Origin of the sequence: Kitasatospora sp. RG8 (genome assembly GCF_017813315.1) — a bacterium.
Taxonomy (GTDB): domain Bacteria; phylum Actinomycetota; class Actinomycetes; order Streptomycetales; family Streptomycetaceae; genus Kitasatospora.
Genome location: NZ_JAGIYX010000039.1, coordinates 1 through 21,818 on the forward strand (window position 1 = coordinate 1; position 21,818 = coordinate 21,818).

At 71.0% G+C, this 21,818-nt stretch carries 16 protein-coding genes; 2 read left to right on the forward strand and 14 right to left on the reverse strand.

Going from position 1 to position 21,818, the window contains the following annotated elements; translation table 11 throughout:
* Positions 1 to 325 precede the first annotated feature (325 nt).
* From J5Y04_RS36300 to eccD, 9 genes are all read right to left on the reverse strand, one after another.
* Positions 326 to 2,011, reverse strand: coding sequence for a ribonuclease J (locus J5Y04_RS36300; RefSeq protein ID WP_209416802.1), 1,686 nt, complete (start codon positions 2,009 to 2,011; stop codon positions 326 to 328).
* Positions 2,012 to 2,181: 170 nt separating this feature from the next.
* A complete protein-coding gene (dapA, locus tag J5Y04_RS36305; RefSeq protein ID WP_148645120.1) occupies positions 2,182 to 3,081 on the reverse strand; it encodes a 4-hydroxy-tetrahydrodipicolinate synthase in 900 nt (299 codons plus the stop codon).
* Between the two features lie 238 nt (positions 3,082 to 3,319).
* The gene (gene thyX / locus J5Y04_RS36310; protein WP_209416803.1) at positions 3,320 to 4,051 is read right to left on the reverse strand and encodes an FAD-dependent thymidylate synthase; all 732 of its coding nucleotides are present in this window, start codon (positions 4,049 to 4,051) and stop codon (positions 3,320 to 3,322) included.
* Positions 4,048 to 4,536 (reverse strand): hypothetical protein, encoded by a 489-nt coding sequence (locus J5Y04_RS36315; RefSeq protein WP_209416804.1) that lies wholly within the window; start codon positions 4,534 to 4,536, stop codon positions 4,048 to 4,050. The genes thyX and J5Y04_RS36315 overlap by 4 nt, the downstream gene beginning before the upstream one ends.
* A 7-nt stretch (positions 4,537 to 4,543) precedes the next feature.
* On the reverse strand, positions 4,544 to 5,290 hold the full coding sequence (gene dapB / locus J5Y04_RS36320) for a 4-hydroxy-tetrahydrodipicolinate reductase (RefSeq protein WP_209416805.1): 747 nt from the start codon (positions 5,288 to 5,290) through the stop codon (positions 4,544 to 4,546).
* A 14-nt stretch (positions 5,291 to 5,304) separates the two neighbouring features.
* Positions 5,305 to 6,681 carry a pitrilysin family protein gene (locus J5Y04_RS36325; protein WP_209416806.1) on the reverse strand — a complete coding sequence of 459 codons (1,377 nt, stop codon included), beginning with the start codon at positions 6,679 to 6,681 and terminating at the stop codon, positions 5,305 to 5,307.
* 85 nt (positions 6,682 to 6,766) lie between these two features.
* Entirely contained in the window at positions 6,767 to 8,974 is a 2,208-nt protein-coding gene (locus J5Y04_RS36330; RefSeq protein ID WP_209416807.1) for a polyribonucleotide nucleotidyltransferase, read from the reverse strand.
* A 457-nt stretch (positions 8,975 to 9,431) separates the two neighbouring features.
* Positions 9,432 to 9,722, reverse strand: coding sequence for a 30S ribosomal protein S15 (gene rpsO / locus J5Y04_RS36335; protein ID WP_209416808.1), 291 nt, complete (start codon positions 9,720 to 9,722; stop codon positions 9,432 to 9,434).
* A 183-nt stretch (positions 9,723 to 9,905) separates the two neighbouring features.
* Positions 9,906 to 11,366 carry a type VII secretion integral membrane protein EccD gene (gene eccD, locus J5Y04_RS36340; protein WP_209416809.1) on the reverse strand — a complete coding sequence of 487 codons (1,461 nt, stop codon included), beginning with the start codon at positions 11,364 to 11,366 and terminating at the stop codon, positions 9,906 to 9,908.
* A gap of 452 nt (positions 11,367 to 11,818) precedes the next feature.
* On the opposite strand from eccD, the gene eccCa reads away from it, so the two are divergent.
* Positions 11,819 to 15,766: a type VII secretion protein EccCa gene (gene eccCa / locus J5Y04_RS36345; protein WP_209416810.1), complete on the forward strand. Its 3,948-nt coding sequence runs from the start codon at positions 11,819 to 11,821 to the stop codon at positions 15,764 to 15,766.
* Between the two features lie 483 nt (positions 15,767 to 16,249).
* Positions 16,250 to 17,656, forward strand: coding sequence for an APC family permease (locus J5Y04_RS36350; RefSeq protein ID WP_209416811.1), 1,407 nt, complete (start codon positions 16,250 to 16,252; stop codon positions 17,654 to 17,656).
* Between the two features lie 88 nt (positions 17,657 to 17,744).
* Here J5Y04_RS36350 and J5Y04_RS36355 read toward each other — a convergent pair whose 3' ends face one another.
* The 5 genes from J5Y04_RS36355 to J5Y04_RS36375 form a co-directional block, all read right to left on the reverse strand.
* Positions 17,745 to 18,998: a hypothetical protein gene (locus J5Y04_RS36355; protein WP_209416812.1), complete on the reverse strand. Its 1,254-nt coding sequence runs from the start codon at positions 18,996 to 18,998 to the stop codon at positions 17,745 to 17,747.
* Positions 18,999 to 19,063: 65 nt separating this feature from the next.
* Entirely contained in the window at positions 19,064 to 19,606 is a 543-nt protein-coding gene (locus tag J5Y04_RS36360) for a SigE family RNA polymerase sigma factor (protein ID WP_148645111.1), read from the reverse strand.
* 91 nt (positions 19,607 to 19,697) lie between these two features.
* Positions 19,698 to 20,924, reverse strand: a complete 1,227-nt coding sequence (gene mycP, locus J5Y04_RS36365; RefSeq protein WP_307853481.1) for a type VII secretion-associated serine protease mycosin — start codon at positions 20,922 to 20,924, stop codon at positions 19,698 to 19,700.
* 115 nt (positions 20,925 to 21,039) lie between these two features.
* Entirely contained in the window at positions 21,040 to 21,333 is a 294-nt protein-coding gene (locus J5Y04_RS36370) for a WXG100 family type VII secretion target (protein WP_209416814.1), read from the reverse strand.
* 71 nt (positions 21,334 to 21,404) lie between these two features.
* Positions 21,405 to 21,701, reverse strand: coding sequence for a WXG100 family type VII secretion target (locus J5Y04_RS36375; protein ID WP_148645108.1), 297 nt, complete (start codon positions 21,699 to 21,701; stop codon positions 21,405 to 21,407).
* Positions 21,702 to 21,818: the final 117 nt, after the last annotated feature.

Sequence of the window (21,818 nt, forward strand, 5' to 3'; positions counted from 1 at the left end):
ACATATCTGGCGTTGACTTTTGGCACGCTGTTGAGTTCTCAAGGAACGGACACTTCCTTCGGACCGCCTTCCAGCGGGCCCTCCGGGCGCTTCGTTCTTTCGTGTTTCAAGCTTATCAGATGTTTTCCGCTCCGTTTTCCGGAGTTTCATTCATCGGATTTACTCGGGCCTTTCGGCGCTCCCGAACTCTATCAGAGTTTCTCGGGCCGTTTTCCCGCTCCACACTCGAATTTCATTCGAGTGTTCTTGCGGGGGCCGTCCCGTGGGGCAACCCGGAGAACATTACGCACCGGGCTGCCCCACGTCAAACCGACCAGCGGGAGGATCAGACCTCGACGACGACCGGCAGGATCATCGGACGGCGGCGGTAGTTGTCCGCCACCCACTTGCCGATGGTCCGGCGGACCAGCTGCTGGACCTGGCGAACCTCCAGGACGCCGTCGCCGGCCGAGCGGTCCAGCGCCTCCTGGAGCTTGGCGGCCACCGGGACGAACGAGTTGTCGTCGATGCCGGAGCCGCGGGCCTGGATGGTCGGGCCGCCCACGATCTTGCCGTTGGTGGAGTCGACCACCACGAAGACCGAGATGAAGCCCTCCTCGCCCAGGATCCGGCGGTCCTTGAGCGAGGCCTCGGTGATGTCGCCGACCGACGAGCCGTCCACGTAGACGTAGCCGGCCTGCACCTTGCCGACGATCCGGGCGACGCCCTTCTCCAGGTCGACGCAGACGCCGTCCTCCGCGATGACCGTGCGGTTCTTCGGCACACCGGTCGCGATGCCCAGGTCGGCGGCGGCCCGGAGGTGGCGCCATTCGCCGTGGACCGGCATCAGGTTGCGCGGCTTGCAGATGTTGAAGAAGTACAGCAGCTCACCGGCCGAGGCGTGGCCGGAGACGTGCACCTTGGCATTGCCCTTGTGCACGACCTTGGCGCCCCAGCGGGTCAGGCCGTTGATCACCCGGTAGACGGCGTTCTCGTTGCCCGGGATGAGCGACGACGCCAGCACGACGGTGTCGCCCTCGACGATGCGGATCTGGTGGTCGCGGTTGGCCATCCGGGACAGCGCGGCCATCGGCTCGCCCTGCGAACCGGTGCAGATCAGCACGACCTCCTTGTCCGGCAGGTCGTCCAGCTGCTTGACGTCCACGACCATGTTGCCGGGGACCTTCAGGTAGCCGAGGTCGCGCGCGATGCCCATGTTGCGGACCATCGAGCGGCCGACGAAGGCGACCTTGCGCTTGTACTCGTGCGCGGCGTCCAGCACCTGCTGGATGCGGTGCACGTGGCTGGCGAAGGAGGCGACGATGATGCGCTTGTCGGCGTTCGCGAAAACGTTTCGCAGCGCGGCCGAGATGTCCCGCTCGTGCGGGATGAAGCCGGGGACCTCGGCGTTGGTGGAGTCCACCAGCAGCAGGTCCATGCCCTCCTCGGCCAGCTTGGCGAAGGTCGGCAGGTCGGTCAGGCGGCCGTCGAGCGGCAGCTGGTCCATCTTGAAGTCACCGGTGGCGACGACCATGCCGGCGGGCGTGCGCACCGCGACGGCCAGCGCGTCCGGGATGGAGTGGTTGACCGCGATGAACTGGCAGTCGAAGGGGCCGATCCGCTCGCGGTCGCCCTCCGCCACCTCCAGCACGTACGGCCGGATGCGGTGCTCGGCGAGCTTGGCCTCGATCAGGGCGAGGGTGAGCTTCGAACCGATCAGCGGGATGTCCGGGTTCTCCCGGAGCAGGTACGGGACGGCGCCGATGTGGTCCTCGTGCCCGTGGGTCAGGACGATGCCGTCGATCTTGTCGAGGCGGTCCCGGATGTAGCTGAAGTCCGGCAGGATCAGGTCGACGCCGGGCTGCTCGTCCTCGGGGAAGAGGACACCGCAGTCGACGATGAGAATGCGGTCCCCGTATTCGAAGACCGTCATGTTGCGGCCGATCTCGCCGAGACCGCCGAGCGGGGTGATGCGGAGGGCGCCCTCCTTCAGTGCCGGGGGCGCGCCGAGTTCGGGATGCGGGTGGCTCAAAAGACTCTCCTCACGACGCACGCCATATGCCCGGGGTCCTCCCCCACGAGACATATGGCGTGCGTACTCAGTGTCGGTTTCCTACTGGGTCGGTGCTCTCGCGCCTTCGTCCGGTTCAGCGGCAGACCTCGGGGAGGTCCGGCGAGCCGGGGCGCGCACGTCTGTGTCTGCTACAGGTGTACCCCGCCTGCGGCGAGATCCTTCTTCAATTGCGCGACCTCCTCGGGGGTCGCGCCGACCAGCGGCAGCCGCAGCGGGCCGGCCGGCAGGCCCTGGAGCTCAAGGGCGGCCTTGGTGAGGATGACACCCTGCGTGCGGAACATACCGCTGAAGACCGGCAGCAGGCTCTGGTGGATCGCCGTGGCCTTGGCCACATCGCCGCCCAGGTAGGCGTCGATCATGCTGCGCAGTTCACCGGCGACCACGTGCCCGACCACGCTGACCACACCGGCGGCTCCGACGGACAGCAGCGGCAGGTTGAGGATGTCGTCCCCGGAGTACCAGGCGAGGTCCGAGCGGGCGATCGCCCAGGCGGCGGCGCCGAGGTCGCCCTTGGCGTCCTTGTTGGCGACGATCCGGGGGTGCTCGCCGAGCCGGACCAGCGTCTCGTGGCTCAGCGCGACGCCGCTGCGGCCGGGGATGTCGTAGAGCATGACCGGCAGGCCGGTGGCGTCGGCGATGTGCGTGGTGTGCCGGTACAGGCCCTCCTGCGGGGGCTTGCTGTAGTACGGCGTGACGACCAGCAGGCCGTGCGCCCCGGCGGCCTCGGCCTGGCGGGCCAGTTCGGCGCTGTGGTGCGTGTCGTTGGTGCCGACGCCGGCCACCACGTGGGCGCGGTCCCCCACGGCCTCCACCACGGCACGGACGAGCTCGGCCTTCTCGGCGTCGCTGGTGGTCGGGGATTCGCCGGTGGTCCCGTTGACGACGAGGCCGTCGTTGCCGGAGTCGACGAGGTGTGCGGCGAGGCGCTGGGCGCCGTCGAGGTCGAGCCCGCCGTCAGCGGTGAACGGCGTCACCATCGCGGTCAGGACCCGGCCGAAAGGCGTCTGGGGGGTGGAGGTCGGAGCCATGCGTCCAAAGCTACTCGTAGGCGGTGGGGCGATACCCAGGCCGGTCCAGGGTTCGGACAGGTGTAGCACTGTGCAGCGCGCGGCCGCGGCGCGCGGGGCGGCGGAAACATGGGATTCCGGTGCTGCGTGCTCGGGGGTTCAAGCAGCACCGGAATCCGTGTCACGAGCGTAGGGAGCGGCTAGAAAAGCCGCAATCCAGACATGCCAGGCAAGCCGCCCATATGCCTATCACCCCAGGTCAGGGGGCGACTCGGCCGTGCTTCTCGAAGGCCGCATGGGTGAGCGGCATGAGCGCGGCCCACTGCTCCTCCATCTGCTCGGCGACCATCTCGATCTCGCGCTGCGGGAAGGACGGCACGGCGGCGTTCTCCTTCTTGGTCCGCAGCGACAGGAAGTGCATCAGCGAGCGGGCGTTGCAGGTCGCGTACATCGAGGAGAACAGGCCGACCGGCAGCACGGCCCGGGCCACCTCGCGGGCGACGCCGGCCGCCAGCATCTCCTGGTAGCGGCCGTACGCCTCGCGGTAGGCCGCCTCCATCGCCCCGGTGACGGTCTTGTGCTGCTCCGGGGTGCCGTCGAGGAACTCGTACCGGCCGGGGCGGCCCTCCTGGACCAGCTTGCGGTCCTCACCCGGCACGTAGAAGACCGGCTCCAGCTGGCGGTAGCGGCCGGACTCCTCGTTGTACGACCAGCCGCTGCGGTGCCGGTGGAACTCGCGGAAGACGAAGATCGGCGCACTGATGAAGAAGGTCATCGAGTTGTGCTCGAACGGCGTGCCGTGCCGGTCCCGCATCAGGAAGTTGATCAGGCCCTTGGACTTCTCCGGGTCCTGCTGGAGCGCCTCCAGGGACTGCTCCCCCGCCGTCGAGACCCGCGCCGCCCAGATGACGTCCGAGTCGGCGGCGGCGCTGCGGACCAGCTCGACGGTGACGTCGCTGCGGAACTGGGGTGCCGTGGTTTCGTCGCTCACGCGTTGCTCCTCGCAGATTCGGTGGTGCTGGTGGTGCTGGTGGTGCCGGTGCTGCTGTGCAGCCGGATCGCGTGCTGCATGGTCTTGCGGGCGCGCGGGGTGTCGCCGGCGTCGGCGTAGGCCACCGCGAGACGGAAGAAGACCCGCCAGTCGCCGGGCGACTCCTCCGCCTCGGCCCTGCGGCGGGCGAACACCTCGTCGGCCGAGGCCCGGTCGATCCGGCCGCCGACCGTGCGCCTGAGCTCGTCGACCGGCAGCCCGCCCTCGGCCTCCAGCTCGCGGGCGAGCCGCTCACTGGCCCGGCCGAAGCGGACGGTCTGGCGCAGGAACCAGACGCCGATCAGCGGGATGACGAAGGCGCACACGCCCATGCCGATGCCGAGCGGCTTGCCGGTGGCGATCAGTTGGACGCCCTCGCCTATGCAGACCAGGGCGACCAGCAGCAGCACGCCGGACAGGACGAAGAAGCCGGTACGGGAGGTCATGCCGCGCTCACAGGTCCAGGAAGTGTTCGAGGCCCAGAGTGAGCCCGGGGGTCTCGACGACCTTGCGGACGCCGAGCAGGATGCCCGGCATGAAGCTGCTGTGGTGCAGCGAGTCGTGCCGGATGGTGAGGGTCTCGCCGGTGTCGCCGAACATCACCTGCTGGTGGGCGAGCAGACCGCGCAGCCGGACGGCGTGCACCGGCACCCCGTCCACGTCGGCGCCGCGGGCACCGGGCAGGCCGTGCGTGGTCGGGTCCTGCTGCGGCGGGAGGCCGGCCTCGGCGCGCGCGGCGGCGATCAGCTGCGCGGTGCGGGTGGCGGTGCCGCTGGGCGCGTCGGCCTTGCGGTCGTGGTGCAGCTCGACGACCTCGACCGACTCGAAGTACCGGGCGGCGGTCTGGGCGAACTTCATGCCGAGCACCGCGCCGATGGAGAAGTTCGGCGCGATCAGCAGGCCGAGCCCGGGCGCCTCGTCCAGCCAGCCGCGGACGGTGGCCAGCCGCTCGTCCGTCCAGCCGGTGGTGCCGGTGACCACGTGGATGCCGTGGTGCAGGCAGTAGTCGAGGTTGCCCATCACCGAGTCGGGGTGGGTCAGCTCGACGGCGACCTGCACCCCGGCGTCGGTGAGCTCCGCCGACTTCGAGTCGCGGCCGAGCGTGGCGACGAGTTCCATGTCCGGGGCGGCCTCGACGGCCTTGACGGCCTCGGATCCGATCCGGCCCTTGGCGCCGATCACGGCGACACGCAGCGTCATGAGCGAAATTCCCTTCAGACCAGCAGGTCGGCGAGCCCGGCGGCCCGCTTGGTGTTGACCGGGCCGATCAGCGCGAGCGACGGCCGGTGCGCGCCCAGCACATCACGGGCGACCGCGTGGACGTCGTCCAGGGTCACGGCCGCTATCTTCGCCAGCATGTCGTCCACCGAGAGGTGGTGGCCGTAGCTGAGCTCCGCCTTGCCGATCCGGTTCATCAGCGAGCCGGTGTCCTCCATGCCGAGCACGGTGGAGCCGGAGATCTGGCCGATCGCGCGCCGCAGCTCCTCCTCGGTGATGCCGTCGGCGACCACCTTGGCGAGCTCCTCGCGGCAGATCCGCAGCACCTCCTCGACCCGCTTGGGCTGGCAGCCGGCGTAGATGCCGAACAGGCCGCTGTCCGCGTACGACGAGGAGTACGAGTACACCGAGTAGGCCAGGCCGCGCTTCTCCCGGACCTCCTGGAAGAGCCGGGAGCTCATGCCGCCGCCCAGGGCCGCGTTGAGCACGCCCATCGCCCAGCGGCGCTCGTCGTGCCGGGGCACGCCGGGCACGCCCAGCACCAGGTGGGCCTGCTCGGTGGAGCGGTTGAGCACCTCGACCCGGCCGGCCGTGCGCAGCGCCTTGACGCCGCGGCGGGCCTCGGCGGGGACCGCGTCCGACTTGGCGAGCAGCGGTGCGAAGGCCCGCTCGACCTGCTTGACGACCTTGCGGTGGTCCAGGTTGCCGGCTGCCGCGACCACCAGGTGCTCGGGCTTGTAACGGCGGTGGAAGAAGCCGGCGATCTGGTCCCGGGTGAGGGCCTGGACGGTCTCCTGGGTGCCGAGGATCGGGCGGCCGAGCGGGCCGCTGCCGAAGATCACCTTGGCGAAGAGGTCGTGCACCACGTCGCCCGGGTCGTCCTCGGCCATCGCCATCTCCTCGAGGATGACGCCGCGCTCGGCCTCAACGTCCTCGGGGCGGATCAGCGAGCCGGTGAGCATGTCGCAGACCACGTCGATGGCCAGCGGCAGGTCGGTGTCCAGCACCCGGGCGTAGTAGCAGGTGTTCTCCTTCGCGGTGAAGGCGTTCATCTCGCCGCCGACCGCGTCCAGGGCGGCCGAGATGTCCAGCGCGCTGCGCCGCTCGGTGCCCTTGAAGAGCAGGTGCTCCAGGTAGTGGGTCGCGCCGTTGAGCTGCGGGGTCTCGTCGCGCGAGCCGACGCCGACCCAGATGCCGAAGGTCGCGGAGCGCACCGTCGGCAGGGTCTCGGTGACGACCCGAAGGCCGCCGGGGAGCACGGTGCGGCGCACCGTGCCGGCGCCGTCCGCGCCCTTGAGCAGGGTCCGGGTGGAGCCGGGGCGCTGCGTCGCCGCCGAGGCCTGGGCCACGGGGGTACCTCCGTAGAGAAACATGGGGGAACAACGGGACGCGGCCCGCACGCCGACGGGGGCGTGCGGGCCGCGATCGCGTCTACTGGATGGGGAGGCTAGCGGCGCTTCACTCGGAAGCGGCCTCGCCACCCTCCTCGCCCTCGATGACCGGGATCAGGGAGAGCTTGCCGCGCGGGTCGATCTCGGCGATCTCGACCTGGACCTTGGCGCCGACGCCGAGCACGTCCTCGACGTTCTCGACGCGCTTGCCGCCGGCCAGCTTGCGGATCTGCGAGATGTGCAGCAGGCCGTCCTTGCCCGGCATGAGCGAGACGAACGCGCCGAACGTCGTGGTCTTGACCACGGTGCCCAGGTAGCGCTCGCCGACCTCCGGCATGGTCGGGTTGGCGATCTGGTTGATCGTCGTACGGGCAGCCTCCGCCGAGGGACCGTCGACCGCACCGATGTAGATGGTGCCGTCGTCCTCGATGGTGATGTCCGCGCCGGTGTCCTCCTGGATCTGGTTGATCATCTTGCCCTTGGGGCCGATGACCTCACCGATCTTGTCCACCGGGATCTTGATGGTGATGATGCGCGGCGCGTTCGGCGACATCTCGTCGGGCGCGTCGATGGCCTCGTTCATCACGTCGAGGATGTGCAGACGGGCGTCCTTGGCCTGCTTCAGCGCGGCGGCCAGCACCGACGCCGGGATGCCGTTGAGCTTGGTGTCCAGCTGCAGCGCGGTGATGAAGTTGCGGGTACCGGCGACCTTGAAGTCCATGTCGCCGTACGCGTCCTCGGCACCGAGGATGTCGGTCAGCGCGACGTAGTGGGTCTCGCCGTCGATCTCCTGCGAGATCAGGCCCATGGCGATGCCGGCGACGGCGGCCTTCAGCGGCACACCGGCGTTCAGCAGCGACATGGTGGAGGCGCAGACCGAGCCCATCGAGGTGGAGCCGTTGGAGCTCAGGGCCTCGGAGACCTGGCGGATCGCGTAGGGGAACTCCTCGCGGGTCGGCAGCACGGGCAGGATCGCCCGCTCGGCCAGCGCGCCGTGGCCGATCTCGCGGCGCTTGGGCGAGCCCACGCGGCCGGTCTCGCCGACCGAGTACGGCGGGAAGTTGTAGTTGTGCATGTAGCGGCGACGCGTCTCCGGGGAGAGCGTGTCGAGCTGCTGCTCCATGCGCAGCATGTTCAGCGTGGTGACACCCAGGATCTGGGTCTCGCCGCGCTCGAACAGGGCCGAGCCGTGGACGCGCGGGATGGCCTCGACCTCGGCGGCCAGGGTGCGGATGTCGGTGACACCGCGGCCGTCGATGCGGACCTTGTCCTTGATGACGCGCTCGCGCACGACCTTCTTGGTCAGCGCGTTGTACGCGGCGCTGATCTCCTTCTCGCGGCCCTCGAACTCCGGCAGGAGCTTCTCGGCGGCGATCGCCTTGACGCGGTCCAGCTCGTTGTTGCGCTCCTGCTTGCCGGCGATGGTGAGCGCCTGGGCCAGCTCGTCCTTGACCGCGGCGGTCAGGGCGGCCAGCACGTCGTCCTGGTAGTCCAGGAAGACCGGGAACTCGCCGGTCGGCTTGGCGGCCTGGGCGGCCAGCTGCGACTGGGCGGCGCAGAGCACCTTGATGAACGGCTTGGCGGCGTCCAGACCGGCGGCGACGACGTCCTCGGTCGGCGCCTCGGCGCCGCCCTCGACCAGCTTGATGGTCTTGTCGGTGGCCTCGGCCTCGACCATCATGATCGCGACGTCGCCGTCCGGCAGGACGCGGCCGGCGACGACCATGTCGAAGACGGCCGACTCCAGCTCGCTGTGGGTCGGGAAGGCCACCCACTGGCCCTTGATCAGCGCGACGCGGACGCCACCGATCGGGCCGGAGAACGGCAGGCCCGCCAGCTGGGTGGAGGCGGAGGCGGCGTTGATGGCCACCACGTCGTACAGGTGGTCCGGGTTGAGCGCCATCACGGTGACGACGACCTGGACCTCGTTGCGCAGGCCCTTGACGAAGGACGGGCGCAGCGGGCGGTCGATGAGGCGGCAGGTGAGGATGGCGTCCTCGGAGGGCCGGCCCTCGCGACGGAAGAACGAGCCGGGGATGCGGCCCGCGGCGTACATCCGCTCCTCGACGTCCACGGTCAGCGGGAAGAAGTCGAAGTGCTCCTTCGGCTGCTTGGACGCGCTGGTGGCCGACAGCACCATGGTGTCGTCGTCCAGGTAGGCCACGGCGGAGCCGGCGGCCTGACGGGCCAGGCGGCCGGTCTCGAAGCGGATGGTACGGGTGCCGAAGGAACCGTTGTCGATCACGGCCTCGGCGTAGAACACGTTCTCTTCCACCTGGAAGATCTCCTCTTTCGTACGTCTCCGGGAGAGCGTCCCCGCGCATCGCCTGCCGGTGGCCCTGGACCCTCTTTCGCGAAGAGGAAGGCAGTCCTGGCCGGTCTTCGATCGAAGCCTCCGGTGCGCCCCGCTCGGTCTGCGGGACTTCCGGCGGCCACTACCGAGGACCGGCGCCTCTCGGCTGCCAGGCCTGGACGGGCGGTCCGCGTCTGGACGCTCTCTCGGATGCGGGCGGCTTCCGTTTGAAGCCTTCGTCCCGCGGGGGTTGGGGTCTTTCCGCCTGGGTGGCGCGCTGTCGCGCCATCACCCGGCATGCCCACAACCCTACGGTGCAATCCTCGGCCACCTGGGGAGGTGCGCGCGAGTTGTTATGTCAGGGTGCCGCGGGTCACCGGCCGCGGCATACGCGCGAGGGGCGGCTCCCCGGTGTGGGGAGCCGCCCCGAGCGGCGGTCTTAGCGGGCGCCGCCGGCGGCACCGCGGCGGATGCCCAGGCGGTCGACGAGCGTACGGAAGCGCTCGATGTCCTTCTTGGCCAGGTACTGCAGCAGGCGGCGACGCTGGCCGACCAGGATCAGCAGGCCACGACGCGAGTGGTGGTCGTGCTTGTGGGACTTCAGGTGCTCGGTCAGGTCCGAGATGCGGCGGGAGAGCATGGCCACCTGGACCTCGGGGGAGCCGGTGTCGCCCTCCTTCTGGCCGAACTCGGCGATGATCTGCTTCTTGACGTCAGAGGCGAGAGCCACTGCAACTCCTTCGGGGTGATACCGAGCGGTCCTGGTCTACGGCACAGGACTCTGTGAGAACTCGGTGTCGTCTGCGAGCACGGCCGGTGGTCTGCGACCCTCGTGGGGCGGACACACTGGTGCACTCGAAGGGCAAGCGTACCAGTGCCGCCCGGTGGCCCGGCGCCGGGCCACCGGGCCCGGTCAGCCGGTGATGCCGCCGCGGACCAGGCGGTAGACGTCCAGCACGCCCAGCGCCAGCGGCACGAGGGCCATCAGGGTGAGGCTGTCGACCAGGTCCAGGATGCGCCCCCAGAACGGCGAGACGCCGAGCCGCGGCACCACCAGGGCGATCGCGGTCAGGATCGCGGCGCCGAAGGCGATCGCGGTGCCCAGCCAGATGGTGCGCAGGTCGACCTCGGTCGAGCTGGCGGCCTTGAGGATGAACAGCGGGGTGTGCAGCGAGAGGCCGACGATCAGCAGCGACAGGCCGAGCAGGCCGGCGATGGTGAGGCTGAAGACCTGCGCGGTGTAGCGGAACAGCCGGGCCCGCAGCATGGTGGCGATGCCGAGGGTCAGTGCGAGCAGCTCGGGGAAGAGCTCGTCGGTGAAGCCGAGCACGGCGCAGGCGCCGACGATCACCGCGGCGCAGCCGCCGACCAGGCCGACCAGCACCTCGTGGCCGCGGCGGGCCTGGTGGGCGATCCGCTCGTACTGGACGGCCTCGGCGCGGCCGGCCTCCTCGTCGTAGTCGCGGCTGCGGGTGCGGGTCTGGCCGGGGGCGCTGAAGCCGACGGGCAGCCGGGCGAAGCGGGCCGAGAGGCCGGGCAGGAAGCCGATCACGGCGGTGGCGGCGACGCCGGTGACGGCGGCGATGTGGTTGGCCGGGGTGCCGGGCAGCAGCACGGCGGCGAAGGTGGCGAACGCGCCGGCGGCGGCCAGGAAGGCGGCGGCGACGAACAGCGAGTCCTTCTCGGGCAGCAGGCCGACCAGCAGGACGGCGACGACCAGCACGGCGACGCAGCCGGTGAGGAACTGGAGCCGTCCCGGGCCGTCCCACGCGTGGGCGGGGGCGATGATGCCGCTGCCGCCGATCAGGGCGTGGGGCAGCGCGCCGAGGCCGAGCGCGAGGGCGGCCCAGGCGTCCTGGTAGACCCGGGCGCGGACGCCGGCCAGGGCGGTGAGCAGGACGGCGGTGACGCCGGAGAGGACGCCGGGCAGGCCGTGCATGTCGTGGCGCAGGTCGGAGAACCAGAGCGCGAAGCCGAGCAGGGCGAGCAGCACGCCGGCGCCGATCAGGCCGAAGGCCCGCATCAGCTCGGGGCTCCAGAAGCGGCGGTCGGCCTCGACCGCGCTGGCGATCGCGTCGGCCACGTCGTCGTAGACGGCGGGCGGCAGCGACTCGGCGAAGGGGCGCAGGCTGAGCAGGTCGCCGTCGCGGACCTGCTGGGCGGCGAGCGGCAGCCCGCTGTCGAGCACGGTGCCGTCGCGGCGGACGAGGTGGAAGCCGGTCGGGGCGCCGTCCGGCTGGCTCTGCCCGGACAGCCGCAGCACCTCGGGGTAGACGTCCGCGAGCGGGACGTCCTCGGGCAGGGCGACGTCGATCCGGCTGTCCGGGGCGACGACGGTGACCCGGCAGAAGCCGGTCGTGGCGGAGGTACTCATGCCCGCACCCCGCTGACACACATCACTCGACGCACTTGGGCGCTCCCCCTCGTTGACGTGCCGCTCTGCCGGCGGCGGTCGGTCTGGCTGCTGCGCGGTGCCGGCCGGGCGGAACTGGCTCGATCCGGCCATGAGTTGGCGCGGCGTTACCCTACCCGCTCCGTTTGTGCCCACCACCGCGCAGGGGTGAGGGGGCGGGCGGGACGGGGGTGTACCGGTGGGGCCGCCGGGGCGACGGGGTGGGGCCGGTACGGGGCGCGGAGGTGCCCGGCTAGGATCGGCCCCTGCGCAAGGCGACGGGGGAAGGGGCCGCGCTCCTCCCCGGGTGCCTGCGGTCGGCGGAGCGGGGGCGGCGTCACACGGGGCGCCCTCACCCGTACGTAATCCAGTTGCGTGAGGGCTGATGCCGGGATGAACGAGAAGACCGTTCGAGGCCGTGGGGTGGGGTGCGCATGAGTGTCATTACGGTCAAACGCCCGGCGCGGGCCTATCCGCCGGCGGTGCCGGACGAGCCGGTCGAGCTGGTCACCCCGCCCGAGCTGCCGAGGTCGGGCGGCGAGGACTGGTTGATGAGCATCCTGCCGATGCTCGGCATGGGCGGCTCGGCGGTGTTCTTCTTCTCGCCGGGCGCACAGGCCCCGATGAAGATCATGGGCGGCCTGATGATCGTGTCGACGGTCGGCATGGCACTGGCCCAGATCGTGCGGGCGCGCAAGGGCGGTTCGACCGCCACCGCCGACGAGCGCCGTGACTACCTGAAGTACCTCCAGCAGATGCGCCGCCAGGTGCGCCGGACCGCCGAGCGCCAGCGCGGCGCGCAGCTGTTCCTGAACCCGGAGCCGGACCAGCTCTGGTCGATCGTCGCGGACGGCCGCCGGCTGTGGGAACGCCGCACCGGGGACGGCGACTTCGCGCAGATCCGGGTCGGCCGCGGGCCGGTGCAGCTGTCGACGCCGCTGGTGGCGCCGCAGACGGCGCCGATGGAGGAGCTGGAGCCGCTCTCGGCGGCGGCGATGCACACCTTCCTCAAGGCCCACGGCACCTTGCAGGACCTGCCGTTGGCGGTCTCGCTGCGCGCCTTCTACCACATCACGGTGTGCGGGGACCCGGACACCGTGTACGGCAACGTGCGGGCGATGATCGCCCAGTTGACGACGCTGCACTCGCCGGACGACCTGCTGGTGACGGTCGCGGCGGCGCCGGGTGCGGTGGAGGAGTGGGAGTGGACCAAGTGGCTCCCGCACAACCAGCACCGCAAGGAGAGCGACGGCGCGGGCTCGCGCCGGCTGATCGCGACCGGCCTCGGTGAGCTGGAGTACCTGCTCCAGGACGAACTGGCGGGCCGCCAGCGGTTCGTGCGGGACGCGGCGCCGTCGTCGGACCAGCCGCACATCATCGTCGTCATGGACGGCGCGTCGGTGCCTCACGACTCGGTGCTGGCCGGCGCGGAGGGCGTGCAGGGCGTGACCATCGTCGAGGTGGTCCCGGGCGACCTGGACGAGCCGACCGGCCACCTGATCGTGACGGTGACGCCGGAGGAGCTGGTGCTCCGTTCGGCGTCGGGCGCGACGTACTCCGGCAAGCCGGACACCCTCTCCGCCTGGCAGTCGGAGGCGCTGGCCCGGCAGTTGGCGCCGTACCGGATCTCGGCCGGCGGCGACGACGAGCCGCTGCTGTCCAACCTGGACTTCACCGACCTGATGAACTCGGGCGACCCGGGCTCGTTCGAGGTGTCGCGCAGCTGGCGGCCGCGGGCGCAGCGCGAGAAGCTGCGGGTGCCGATCGGGATCGGCGCCGGCGGCGAGCACGTCTACCTGGACATCAAGGAGGCCGCGCTGGAGGGCATGGGCCCGCACGGCCTGTGCGTCGGCGCGACCGGCTCCGGCAAGTCGGAGCTGCTGCGCACCCTGGTGCTCGGCCTGGCGATGACGCACTCCTCGGAGACGCTGAACTTCGTCCTGGCGGACTTCAAGGGTGGTGCCACCTTCTCCGGCATGGCGGACATGCCGCACACCTCGGCGGTGATCACCAACCTGGAGGGCGAGCTCACCCTGGTCGACCGCATGCGGGACGCGATCGAGGGCGAGATGAACCGCCGTCAGGAGCTGCTGCACCGGTCGGGCAACTACGCCAACCTGAACGAGTACGAGCGGGCCCGGGCGGCCGGCGCGGCGCTGGACCCGCTGCCGTCGCTGGTGCTGATCATCGACGAGTTCTCCGAGCTGCTGACCGCGAAGCCGGACTTCATCGACATGTTCATCCAGATCGGCCGGATCGGCCGTTCGCTGGGTGTGCACCTGCTGCTGGCCTCGCAGCGCCTGGAGGAGGGCAAGCTGCGCGGCCTGGACACCTACCTCTCGTACCGGATCGGTCTGCGGACCTTCTCGGCGGCGGAGTCGCGGGCGGCGATCGGCGTGCCCGACGCGTACCACCTGCCGCCGGTGCCGGGTGTCGGCTACCTGAAGTTCGGCACCGACGTGATGGAGCGGTTCAAGGCCGCGTACGTCTCCGGGCCGTACCGGGCGCCGGGGCAGCAGCGCTCCGTCGGCGGGCGGCTGGTGACGGCGCAGCCGGTGCTCTTCACGGCGGCCGAGGTGCCGGTGCTGGAGCCGCTGGTGCAGGAGGTCGAGCCGGAGGTCGAGGAGCAGGACGACGCGCTGGTCGACACCGTGCTGGACGTGTTCGTGCAGCGGATGGCGGGGCAGGGCCCGGCGGCGCACCAGGTGTGGCTGCCGCCGCTGGACGAGCCGCCGAGCATGGACGAGCTGATGCTGCCGCTGCAGGCGACGGCGGAGCGCGGGCTCACCTCGCCCGGGTCGGCCGGCCTGGGCCGGCTGCGGGTGCCGGTCGGCATCGTGGACCGGCCGCGCGAACAGAAGCGCGACGTGCTGGAGCACGACTACTCGGGTGCGGCCGGTCACGGCCTGGTGGTCGGCGGGCCGCGGTCCGGCAAGTCGACGGTGATCCGCACCACGGTGGCGGCGTTCGCGCTCACCCACACGCCGCTGGAGGCGCAGTTCTACCTGCTGGACTTCGGCGGTGGCGGTTTCCAGTCGCTCCAGGACCTGCCGCACGTCGGCGGGGTGGCCGGGCGGCTGGACGCCGAGAAGGTGCGCCGGATGATCAGCGAGGTGCACGGGGTGCTGAACCGGCGCGAGGAGCTGTTCCGGCAGACCGGGATCGACACGATCGCGACGTACCGGGCCCGCCGGGCGGCCGGCCAGCTGCCGGACGAGCAGTTCGGCGACGTGTTCCTGGTCGTCGACGGCTGGAACACCTTCAAGCAGGACTACGAGATGCTGGAGGGCGTGATCGGGGACATCGCCCAGCGCGGCCTCGGTTACGGCGTCCACCTGATCGTGACGGCGGCCCGGTACGCGGAGGTCCGCCCGGCGCTGAAGGACCTGCTGCAGAACCGGACCGAGCTGAAGCTCGGCGACTCGATGGAGTCCGAGGTGGACCGGCGGGTGGCGCAGAACGTGCCGGCCGTGCCGGGGCGCGGCATCACCGCGGACCGGCTGCACTTCCTGACGGGTCTGCCGCGGCTGGACGGCTCGCGTTCGGTGGACGACCTCCAGCAGGGCGTGGCCGGGCTGGTGGCGGCGGTCAACGCGGCCTGGACGGGCCCGCGCGCACCGCAGGTCCGGATGCTGCCGACGGTGCTGGACGGGTTCGCGCTGCCGAAGGGCTTCGAGTACCCGGAGCGCGGGATCGCGTTCGGTGTGGACGAGGTGGAGCTGGCCCCGGCGTTCGTCAACTTCGAGACCGACCCGCTGTTCATCGTCTTCGGTGACACCGAGTCCGGTAAGTCGGCGCTGCTGCGGATGCTGGTCAAGCAGATCACCGAGCGCTACACGCCGGAGCAGGCGGGCATCGTGGTCGGCGACTACCGGCGTGCGCTGCTCGGCACGGTGCCGCAGGAGTACCTGGTGGAGTACGCGGCCGCGCAGCCGGCCATGACCAGCATCGTGGAGATGCTGCGCGGGGCCTGCTCGCGCCGTCTGCCGGGCCCGGACGTGACCGCCGAGCAGCTGCGCAACCGCAGCTGGTACAGCGGCAAGGACATGTTCGTGATCGTGGACGACTACGAGCTGGTGGCGACGAGCTCGGGCAACCCGCTGGCGCCGCTGGCCGAGTTCCTGCCGTTCGCCCGGGACATCGGCCTGCGGGTGATCATCGCGCGCAGTGCGGGTGGTGCGGGGCGTTCGCTGTACGAGCCGGTGATGCAGCGGATGCGCGAGCTGGGCGGCCAGGGCGTGATCCTGTCCGGCAACAAGGACGAGGGCGCGCTGCTGGGCACGGTCAAGCCGCAGCCGCTGCCGCCGGGGCGCGGGGTGTTCGTGTCGCGCCGGGTGACCAGCGGGCAGATGGTGCAGACGGGCTGGCTGCCGTCCGCATAGTATGCGCGGCCGCCGCCGGCGGCCGTCACGGAAAGTGATCGAAGGGGTCGGGCTCCCGGAGCCCGGCCCCTTCCGCGTCCCACGTTCCGAAACGTTACCTAGATCTTTGGGGCCTGCCGCTGCGGTTCCCGTTGCCCTCGGCGGGCCGTTCGGGGTATTGGAAGGCACCTGGGCGAGTCGCCGTCACGCCCGACCGGGACCTTCGATTGGGTGGCTGCAATCTTCTGTTCACCTTGGATTCAAGCGCGATGTGGCCAAGGTAACAAGTCGGACATACGTGACAATGACCGCGGGTGATCACCGGATCGCATGTTTATGCCCTTCACCGCAACGGATTCCGAAGCAATTCGGCCGTTGACGCACTCATTACGGCCAAGGTTCCATTGCGGCCCGGGAGCGAAGAACCACAAGACCCAGAGCAACCAGCCAGCGGAGGCGATACCGCTCCCTCTCCAGGACCGCTCAGAGCCGATCGGAAGCCGCATGACCGACACGCTTCGCCCGCCACACGCCGTAGCCCCCGCTGCGGCCGGCGACGGCACCTCCCCCCAGACGCTCAAGCGCTCGATCGGCGTCGTGGGCGGCACGCTGCTCACGCTGTCCTGCGTCACCCCGGCCTCCACGCTCTTCGTGATCGTCCCGGAGCTGTTCTCCAGCATCGGCAGCGCCACCGCGCTGGCCATCGCGATCGGCTCGGTGCTCTGCATCGCCGTCGCCTTCTGCTACTCCGAGCTCGGCACGCTGATCCCCAGCGCCGGCGGCGAGTACGCGATGGTCGGCACCCTGGCCGGACGGCTGGCCGGCTGGCTGGTGTTCGTGCTCTCGCTGATCGTGGTGATGATCGTCCCCTCGGTGATCGCCCTCGGCACGGCCGACTACCTGGCCCCCGTGCTCCACGTCGACAAGCCGATCGCCGGCGCCGTCGTCATGCTCGCCGCCACCCTGGCCGGCCTGCTGGACCTGCGGGCCAACGCCTGGATCACCGGCATCTTCCTGGTCCTGGAGGTCATCGCCGCCGGTGTCGTCTCGGTGCTGGGCTTCGCCCACGCCAACGCCGGCGCGCCCAGCATGCTGCACGGCGTGGTCGCCGACGAGAGCGGCGCAGCCACCACGGTGAGCATCGGCGCCGTCGTCGGCGCCCTCGGCATCGCGCTCTTCATCACCCAGGGCTTCTCCACCGCGGTCTACCTCTCCGAGGAGCTGGAGAACCCGCGCCGCAACGTCTCGCGCACCGTGCTGTGGACGCTGGCCATCTCGGCCGCCGTCATCCTGGTCCCGGTCGTCGCCATCACCATGGGCGCCCCCGACCTGGCGACCCTGACCTCCGGCGACATCTCCGGCATGGTCACCGCGTGGAGCAACTCCGCGGTCGGCACCTTCATCAGCCTCTGCGTCGCGCTGGCCATCATCAACGCCGGCATCGTCATGGTCATCCAGAACTCGCGGGTGCTGTTCGCCTCGGCCCGCGACAAGGCCTGGCCCGAGCCGGTCAACAAGGCCTTCTCCACCCTGGGCCGCTTCGGCTCCCCGTGGGTCGCCACCCTGGCCGTGGGCCTGCCCGGCGCCGCGCTCTGCTTCGTCAAGGGCGAGCTGCTGAGCGAGATCACCGGCGTCGCCGTCACCGGGATGTACCTGCTGGTCGCGATCGCCGCGCTGCTCTCGCGCCGCAACCACCACAAGCACGCCGCCGCCTGGCGGATGCCGCTCTGGCCGGCCGTCCCGGTCGTCCTGATCGCGGTGCTGGTCTACGTCATCACCCAGCTGGACACCGAGCCGCTGCTCTGGACCGGCGGCATCACCGCCGCGGCCACCCTCTACTGGCTGTTCTACCTGCGCCCCCGGCAGGCCACCCACTGGGTGATCACCCTCCCCGAGGACCAGCAGGCCTGACGGCCGGGCAGGCCCCCCACCCCTCCCCCACACGGCAGTGCCCCGGGCTCCCCCTCGCCCGGAGCACTGCCGTCGGTCGTCCGCGCCGCTACTTGCCGGCCTTCCAGAGCGGGCTGGAGGCGATCGCCTTGAGCTGGTCGAGGGTCAGCACCGGCTTGCCGGTCGGTCCCTGGGCGACCATGACGCGCAGGCCGTCCCCGCGCCAGACGTCGGCCGTCGGCGGACGCTTGGCGTCGGTGCTCCCCACGCCGTACAGCTTGAGCCTGCTCCCGTCGGGCAGCGCGGTCGAGCCCTCGAACAGCTGCTCCGTCGACTTGTCGCCCGGCTCCAGCTTCTGCAGCCGCAGGACCAGTGAACCGGTGACCGCTCCCTGGGCCAGCCGGACGTCGGCGAAGATCTCGTTCCCGGTGATCCCGGTGACCGTCACCCCGGCCGGCAGCAGCTTCCCCAGGGCCGCCTGACGGTCCTCCAGGGTCATGCCGCTGGCCTGCGCCGCGTTGTCGACCCCGTCGTACTGGACGGCCGCGACGGTCCGGTCCCAGGACTTGTCGGTGACGACGGCCTTCAGCTGGTCCAGGGTGAGCGGCGGGTTCGGGCGGCTGTCGGGGGCGCCCTTCTCCTGCGCCGAGTTCCACTCGCTCAGCATGATCTCCCGGCCGTCCGGACCGGTCAGCGCCGCGAACCACTCCTTGGTGTCAGCACGGCCGTCCGAGTACTCGTGGCCTTGGCTCAGCACCAGCTCGGACCCGTCCGGCAGCTTCGTGACGGAGCAGGCGTCGATCCGGTTGATCTTGAGGTCCGCCGGGCAGGTGCGCGGCTGCGACTGGCCCTTGCGGTGCTTCTGGATCCCGATCTGCACCCGCGACTTCCCCTGGCCGTCGTCGAGGACCAGGTCCGCCCCGGCGAAGGTGCCGTGCAGCTCCGGGTCGTCGGTGCCGCGGCCCTTGGCCTCGGTGACCTGCCCCTTCGGGAGCAGCGCCTTGAGGGTGGCGAGCACCTCGTCACCGCTGACCACGGCCTGCGAGGCGGAGGGCGAGGCGGTCGGGGAGGCGGCGCCCCCCGTGCCGCTCGCGGTGGCGGCGCCACTGCCGGAGGCGGCCGCCGTGAGCGGCGTCCCGGTCATGGAGTCGCCGGCACCGCCGGCGAGGTACACCGCGCCCGTCCCGACCAGGGCCAGCGCGGCCGCACCGCTCACCACGGCGGCGGCCGAACGGCGGCGCCAGCGGCGGCGGCCGCGGGCCAGGCCGCCGGCGGCCAGCGGGGCCTGGTCGGGGCGGAAGCCCTCCCCCGTGCGGGTCATGGCGTAGAGAAGATCGTCCTCGAACTCGTCCTGTCCGGACATGCGTGATCACCGATTCCTTCGGTCACGGGGTGGATGGGCGGGCCCGTCGTACGGCGGTGCCGGGCTCAACGGGTGGCGAGCTCGGCGAGCGAGTCGCCGAGCAGGGCGCGCAGCCGGGCCAGGGCGCGGGTGCTGCGGGTGCGGACCGCGCCCGAGGAGGCGCGCAGCACCTCGGCCGTCTCCTCGATGCTGCGGTCCTCCCAGTAGCGCAGCACCAGCACCGCCCGGTCCTTGGCGGACAGCCGGCCGAGCGCGTCGAGCAGGGTCAGCCGCAGTGTGCTGTCCGCCTCGCGGCCCTCGGGCTCGGGCAGTTCGCCGGTGGGCCGCTCACCGCTGGAGCGGCGGCGCTGCTGGGCGAGGAAGGTGCGCACCATCACGGTGTGGGCGTACGCGCCGGGGTTGTCGATGCGGTGCCACCCGCCGGTCCACGCGCTGCGTCGCCACAGCACGTACATCCGGCTGAGGGCCTCCTGGACGAGGTCCTCGGCGTGGTGGGTGTCCCCGCTGGTGAGCAGGCAGGCCGAGCGGTACAGGTGACCGGTTCTGCTCGACACGAGCTCCAGGAACTCCGCGTCCTTGCTCTCGCGTGTGGCACCGATCCGCCCCATGGCCCGCATTCCCCTGCTCGGTTGTCGTCGACATCTCTTGGATGCGGCGGGCGGGGCCGGATGTTACAGGCGGGCGGGAAAGTCGTCCGGGTCAGTTCGAGGGGCGGCGGCGGTGGTCGCGCAGGACGGTGCCGCCGCCGACGAGGAGCGCGACGAGCAGGGCGCCGATGCCCAGCACGTAGGTCGCGGTGCGACCGTCGCGGTCGGCCTGGGTCTCGCCGAGGCCGACCGGCTGCGGCACGATCGGGGCGGAGGCCAGCTCGACCGGCGGGTCCTCCTGGGCGGTCTCCGGCGCCGAGTCGGGCGCCTTGGTGACGGCCTTGACCGGGTCGACCACGCCCCAGCCGACGTACTCGTTGGCCTTGCGGTCGGTGCGCTGCGCGGTCTGCTCGATCCAGGCGCGGACCTGCCGGGCCTTCCACTTCGGGTGGGCGCCCACCAGCAGCGCGGCCAGGCCGGAGACGTAGGGCGCGGCGAAGCTGGTGCCGTTGTCCACGCACTGGCCGCCGCGCGGGACGGTGGAGAGCATGTCGACCCCGGGGGCGGCGACGTCCACGAAGTCGCCGTACTGGGAGAAGGGGGCGCGCTCGTTGTTGCGGTCGGAGGCGCCGACGGCGAGCACGGAGGGGAACGCCGCCGGGTAGGTGTTGCCCTTCTGGCCGTCGTTTCCGGTGGAGGCGACCACCACGACGTCCTTGGCCTCGGCGGCGTCGATCGCCGCCTTCAGCTCCGGGTAGCCGGCGAACGCGGTGTCCCCGGCGCCGCGCACGTCCTGGGAGATGTTGATGACCTTGGCGCCCATCTGGAGCGCCGTGTTGATCGCGGTGGCCAGGGTGTGGACGTCGCCGCTGCCCTCCGCGTCGTTCTGGCGGAGGGACAGGATGCCGGCGCTCGGGGCGAGCCCGACGAAGCCGGTCTTGTCGCTGCGGGCGGCGGCGACGATGCCGGCCACCTTGGTGCCGTGGCCGACCGGGTCGACCTTGGCCCCGCCCTCGGGCTTCTGCCCGTCCTTCTCCTTGAGCAGCGAGCCGCCGTCGACGACCTTGCCCGCCAGCTGCGGGTTGGTGTCGTCCACCCCGGTGTCGATGACGGCGACGGTCACGCCGGCGCCGGTGGTCCGGCCGCCCTGCCAGAGCTCGTCGAGCACCATGCGCTGGAGCGACCACGGGACGGCCTGCACGTTCTGGGCGGCCTTGGAGCAGTCGCCGGCCGCGGCGATGCCGGGGCCGTCCGCGTGGGCCGGGGCCGCCAGCGGGCCGCCGAGCACCGCGAGCGCCGCCGCCGACGCGGCCGCCTTCCGGTACCTGCCTACGGACACCCTGCCACCCCTCATGTCGTCCACCCCGTGGTTGCGCGTCAGGGGCGGGTGCCCGGACCGGGCACCCGCCCCTTCGGCGGAGTCACTCATTGCCCCTGACGGGGCTCAGGCTCCGTCAGGTCCAGAGCTTCTTGTTGTTGTTCTCGGTGGTGTTGTAGCTCTCGGCCGCGGCGTCCAGAGCGGTGGCGATCTTCGCCAGCGTCTCCTGGAGGTGGGCGGCGCGCTGGTCCCACTGCGCCTGGTGGGCACGGTAGCCCTCCTGCGCGGCACCCTCCCAGCTCTGGGCGATCTTGTTGACGCCGTTCTTCAGCTCGTCCAGCTGGGCCTTGATCTGGTTGGCGGTGTTGCGAACCTGGGTACCGGCACCACGGACGGTCTCGAAGTTAACGAGAATCTGGCCGTCGGACACAATGTCTCCTTGTCGAGATGGCGACGTCGGCCCTCACGGGGACGTCGATGACTGACCTGGCAGGAAGCGGATCAGGCCTTGAACGCGGCCTGCTGGTCCGCGTCGGTCTGCGAGTACTGCTTGGTCGTGATCTCGATCGCGCCCTTGATCGCCCGCAGCGACTCGTTGAGCTTGGCCGCGTCGGTGTTGAAGTCGGTCTGGAGCTGGCCGTAGGCCGCGGCCGCCTGGCCCTTCCAACCGCCCTTGACCGAGTCGACCAGGGCGTTGAGGCTCTTGATCTCGCCGTCGATCTTGCCGATGACCTCGTCCATGTGCTTGGCGAAAGCCAGCATCTCCTGAGCGGTCGTCGTGAACTGACCCTGACCCATGCTCTACCGTCCCCCATGAGACAGACATTTGTGTCCGGGCGGCCGTTTCCGGCCACTCCGTCGCATCACGGTGTGATGTCCTGAAGCACTGTAGTCGGCACACGCAGCTCGCCCAAC

What these genes read in the sequence shown, in the direction of transcription:
- J5Y04_RS36315 (WP_209416804.1), bottom strand. Translation starts at nt 4,536, where the DNA reads ATGACCTCCCGTACCGGCTTCTTCGTCCTGTCCGGCGTGCTGCTGCTG.
- J5Y04_RS36325 (WP_209416806.1), bottom strand. Translation starts at nt 6,681, where the DNA reads ATGTTTCTCTACGGAGGTACCCCCGTGGCCCAGGCCTCGGCGGCGACG.
- dapA (WP_148645120.1), bottom strand. Translation starts at nt 3,081, where the DNA reads ATGGCTCCGACCTCCACCCCCCAGACGCCTTTCGGCCGGGTCCTGACC.
- eccD (WP_209416809.1), bottom strand. Translation starts at nt 11,366, where the DNA reads ATGAGTACCTCCGCCACGACCGGCTTCTGCCGGGTCACCGTCGTCGCC.
- dapB (WP_209416805.1), bottom strand. Translation starts at nt 5,290, where the DNA reads ATGACGCTGCGTGTCGCCGTGATCGGCGCCAAGGGCCGGATCGGATCC.
- J5Y04_RS36355 (WP_209416812.1), bottom strand. Translation starts at nt 18,998, where the DNA reads ATGTCCGGACAGGACGAGTTCGAGGACGATCTTCTCTACGCCATGACC.
- eccCa (WP_209416810.1), top strand. Translation starts at nt 11,819, where the DNA reads ATGAGTGTCATTACGGTCAAACGCCCGGCGCGGGCCTATCCGCCGGCG.
- J5Y04_RS36375 (WP_148645108.1), bottom strand. Translation starts at nt 21,701, where the DNA reads ATGGGTCAGGGTCAGTTCACGACGACCGCTCAGGAGATGCTGGCTTTC.
- J5Y04_RS36360 (WP_148645111.1), bottom strand. Translation starts at nt 19,606, where the DNA reads ATGGGGCGGATCGGTGCCACACGCGAGAGCAAGGACGCGGAGTTCCTG.
- J5Y04_RS36350 (WP_209416811.1), top strand. Translation starts at nt 16,250, where the DNA reads ATGACCGACACGCTTCGCCCGCCACACGCCGTAGCCCCCGCTGCGGCC.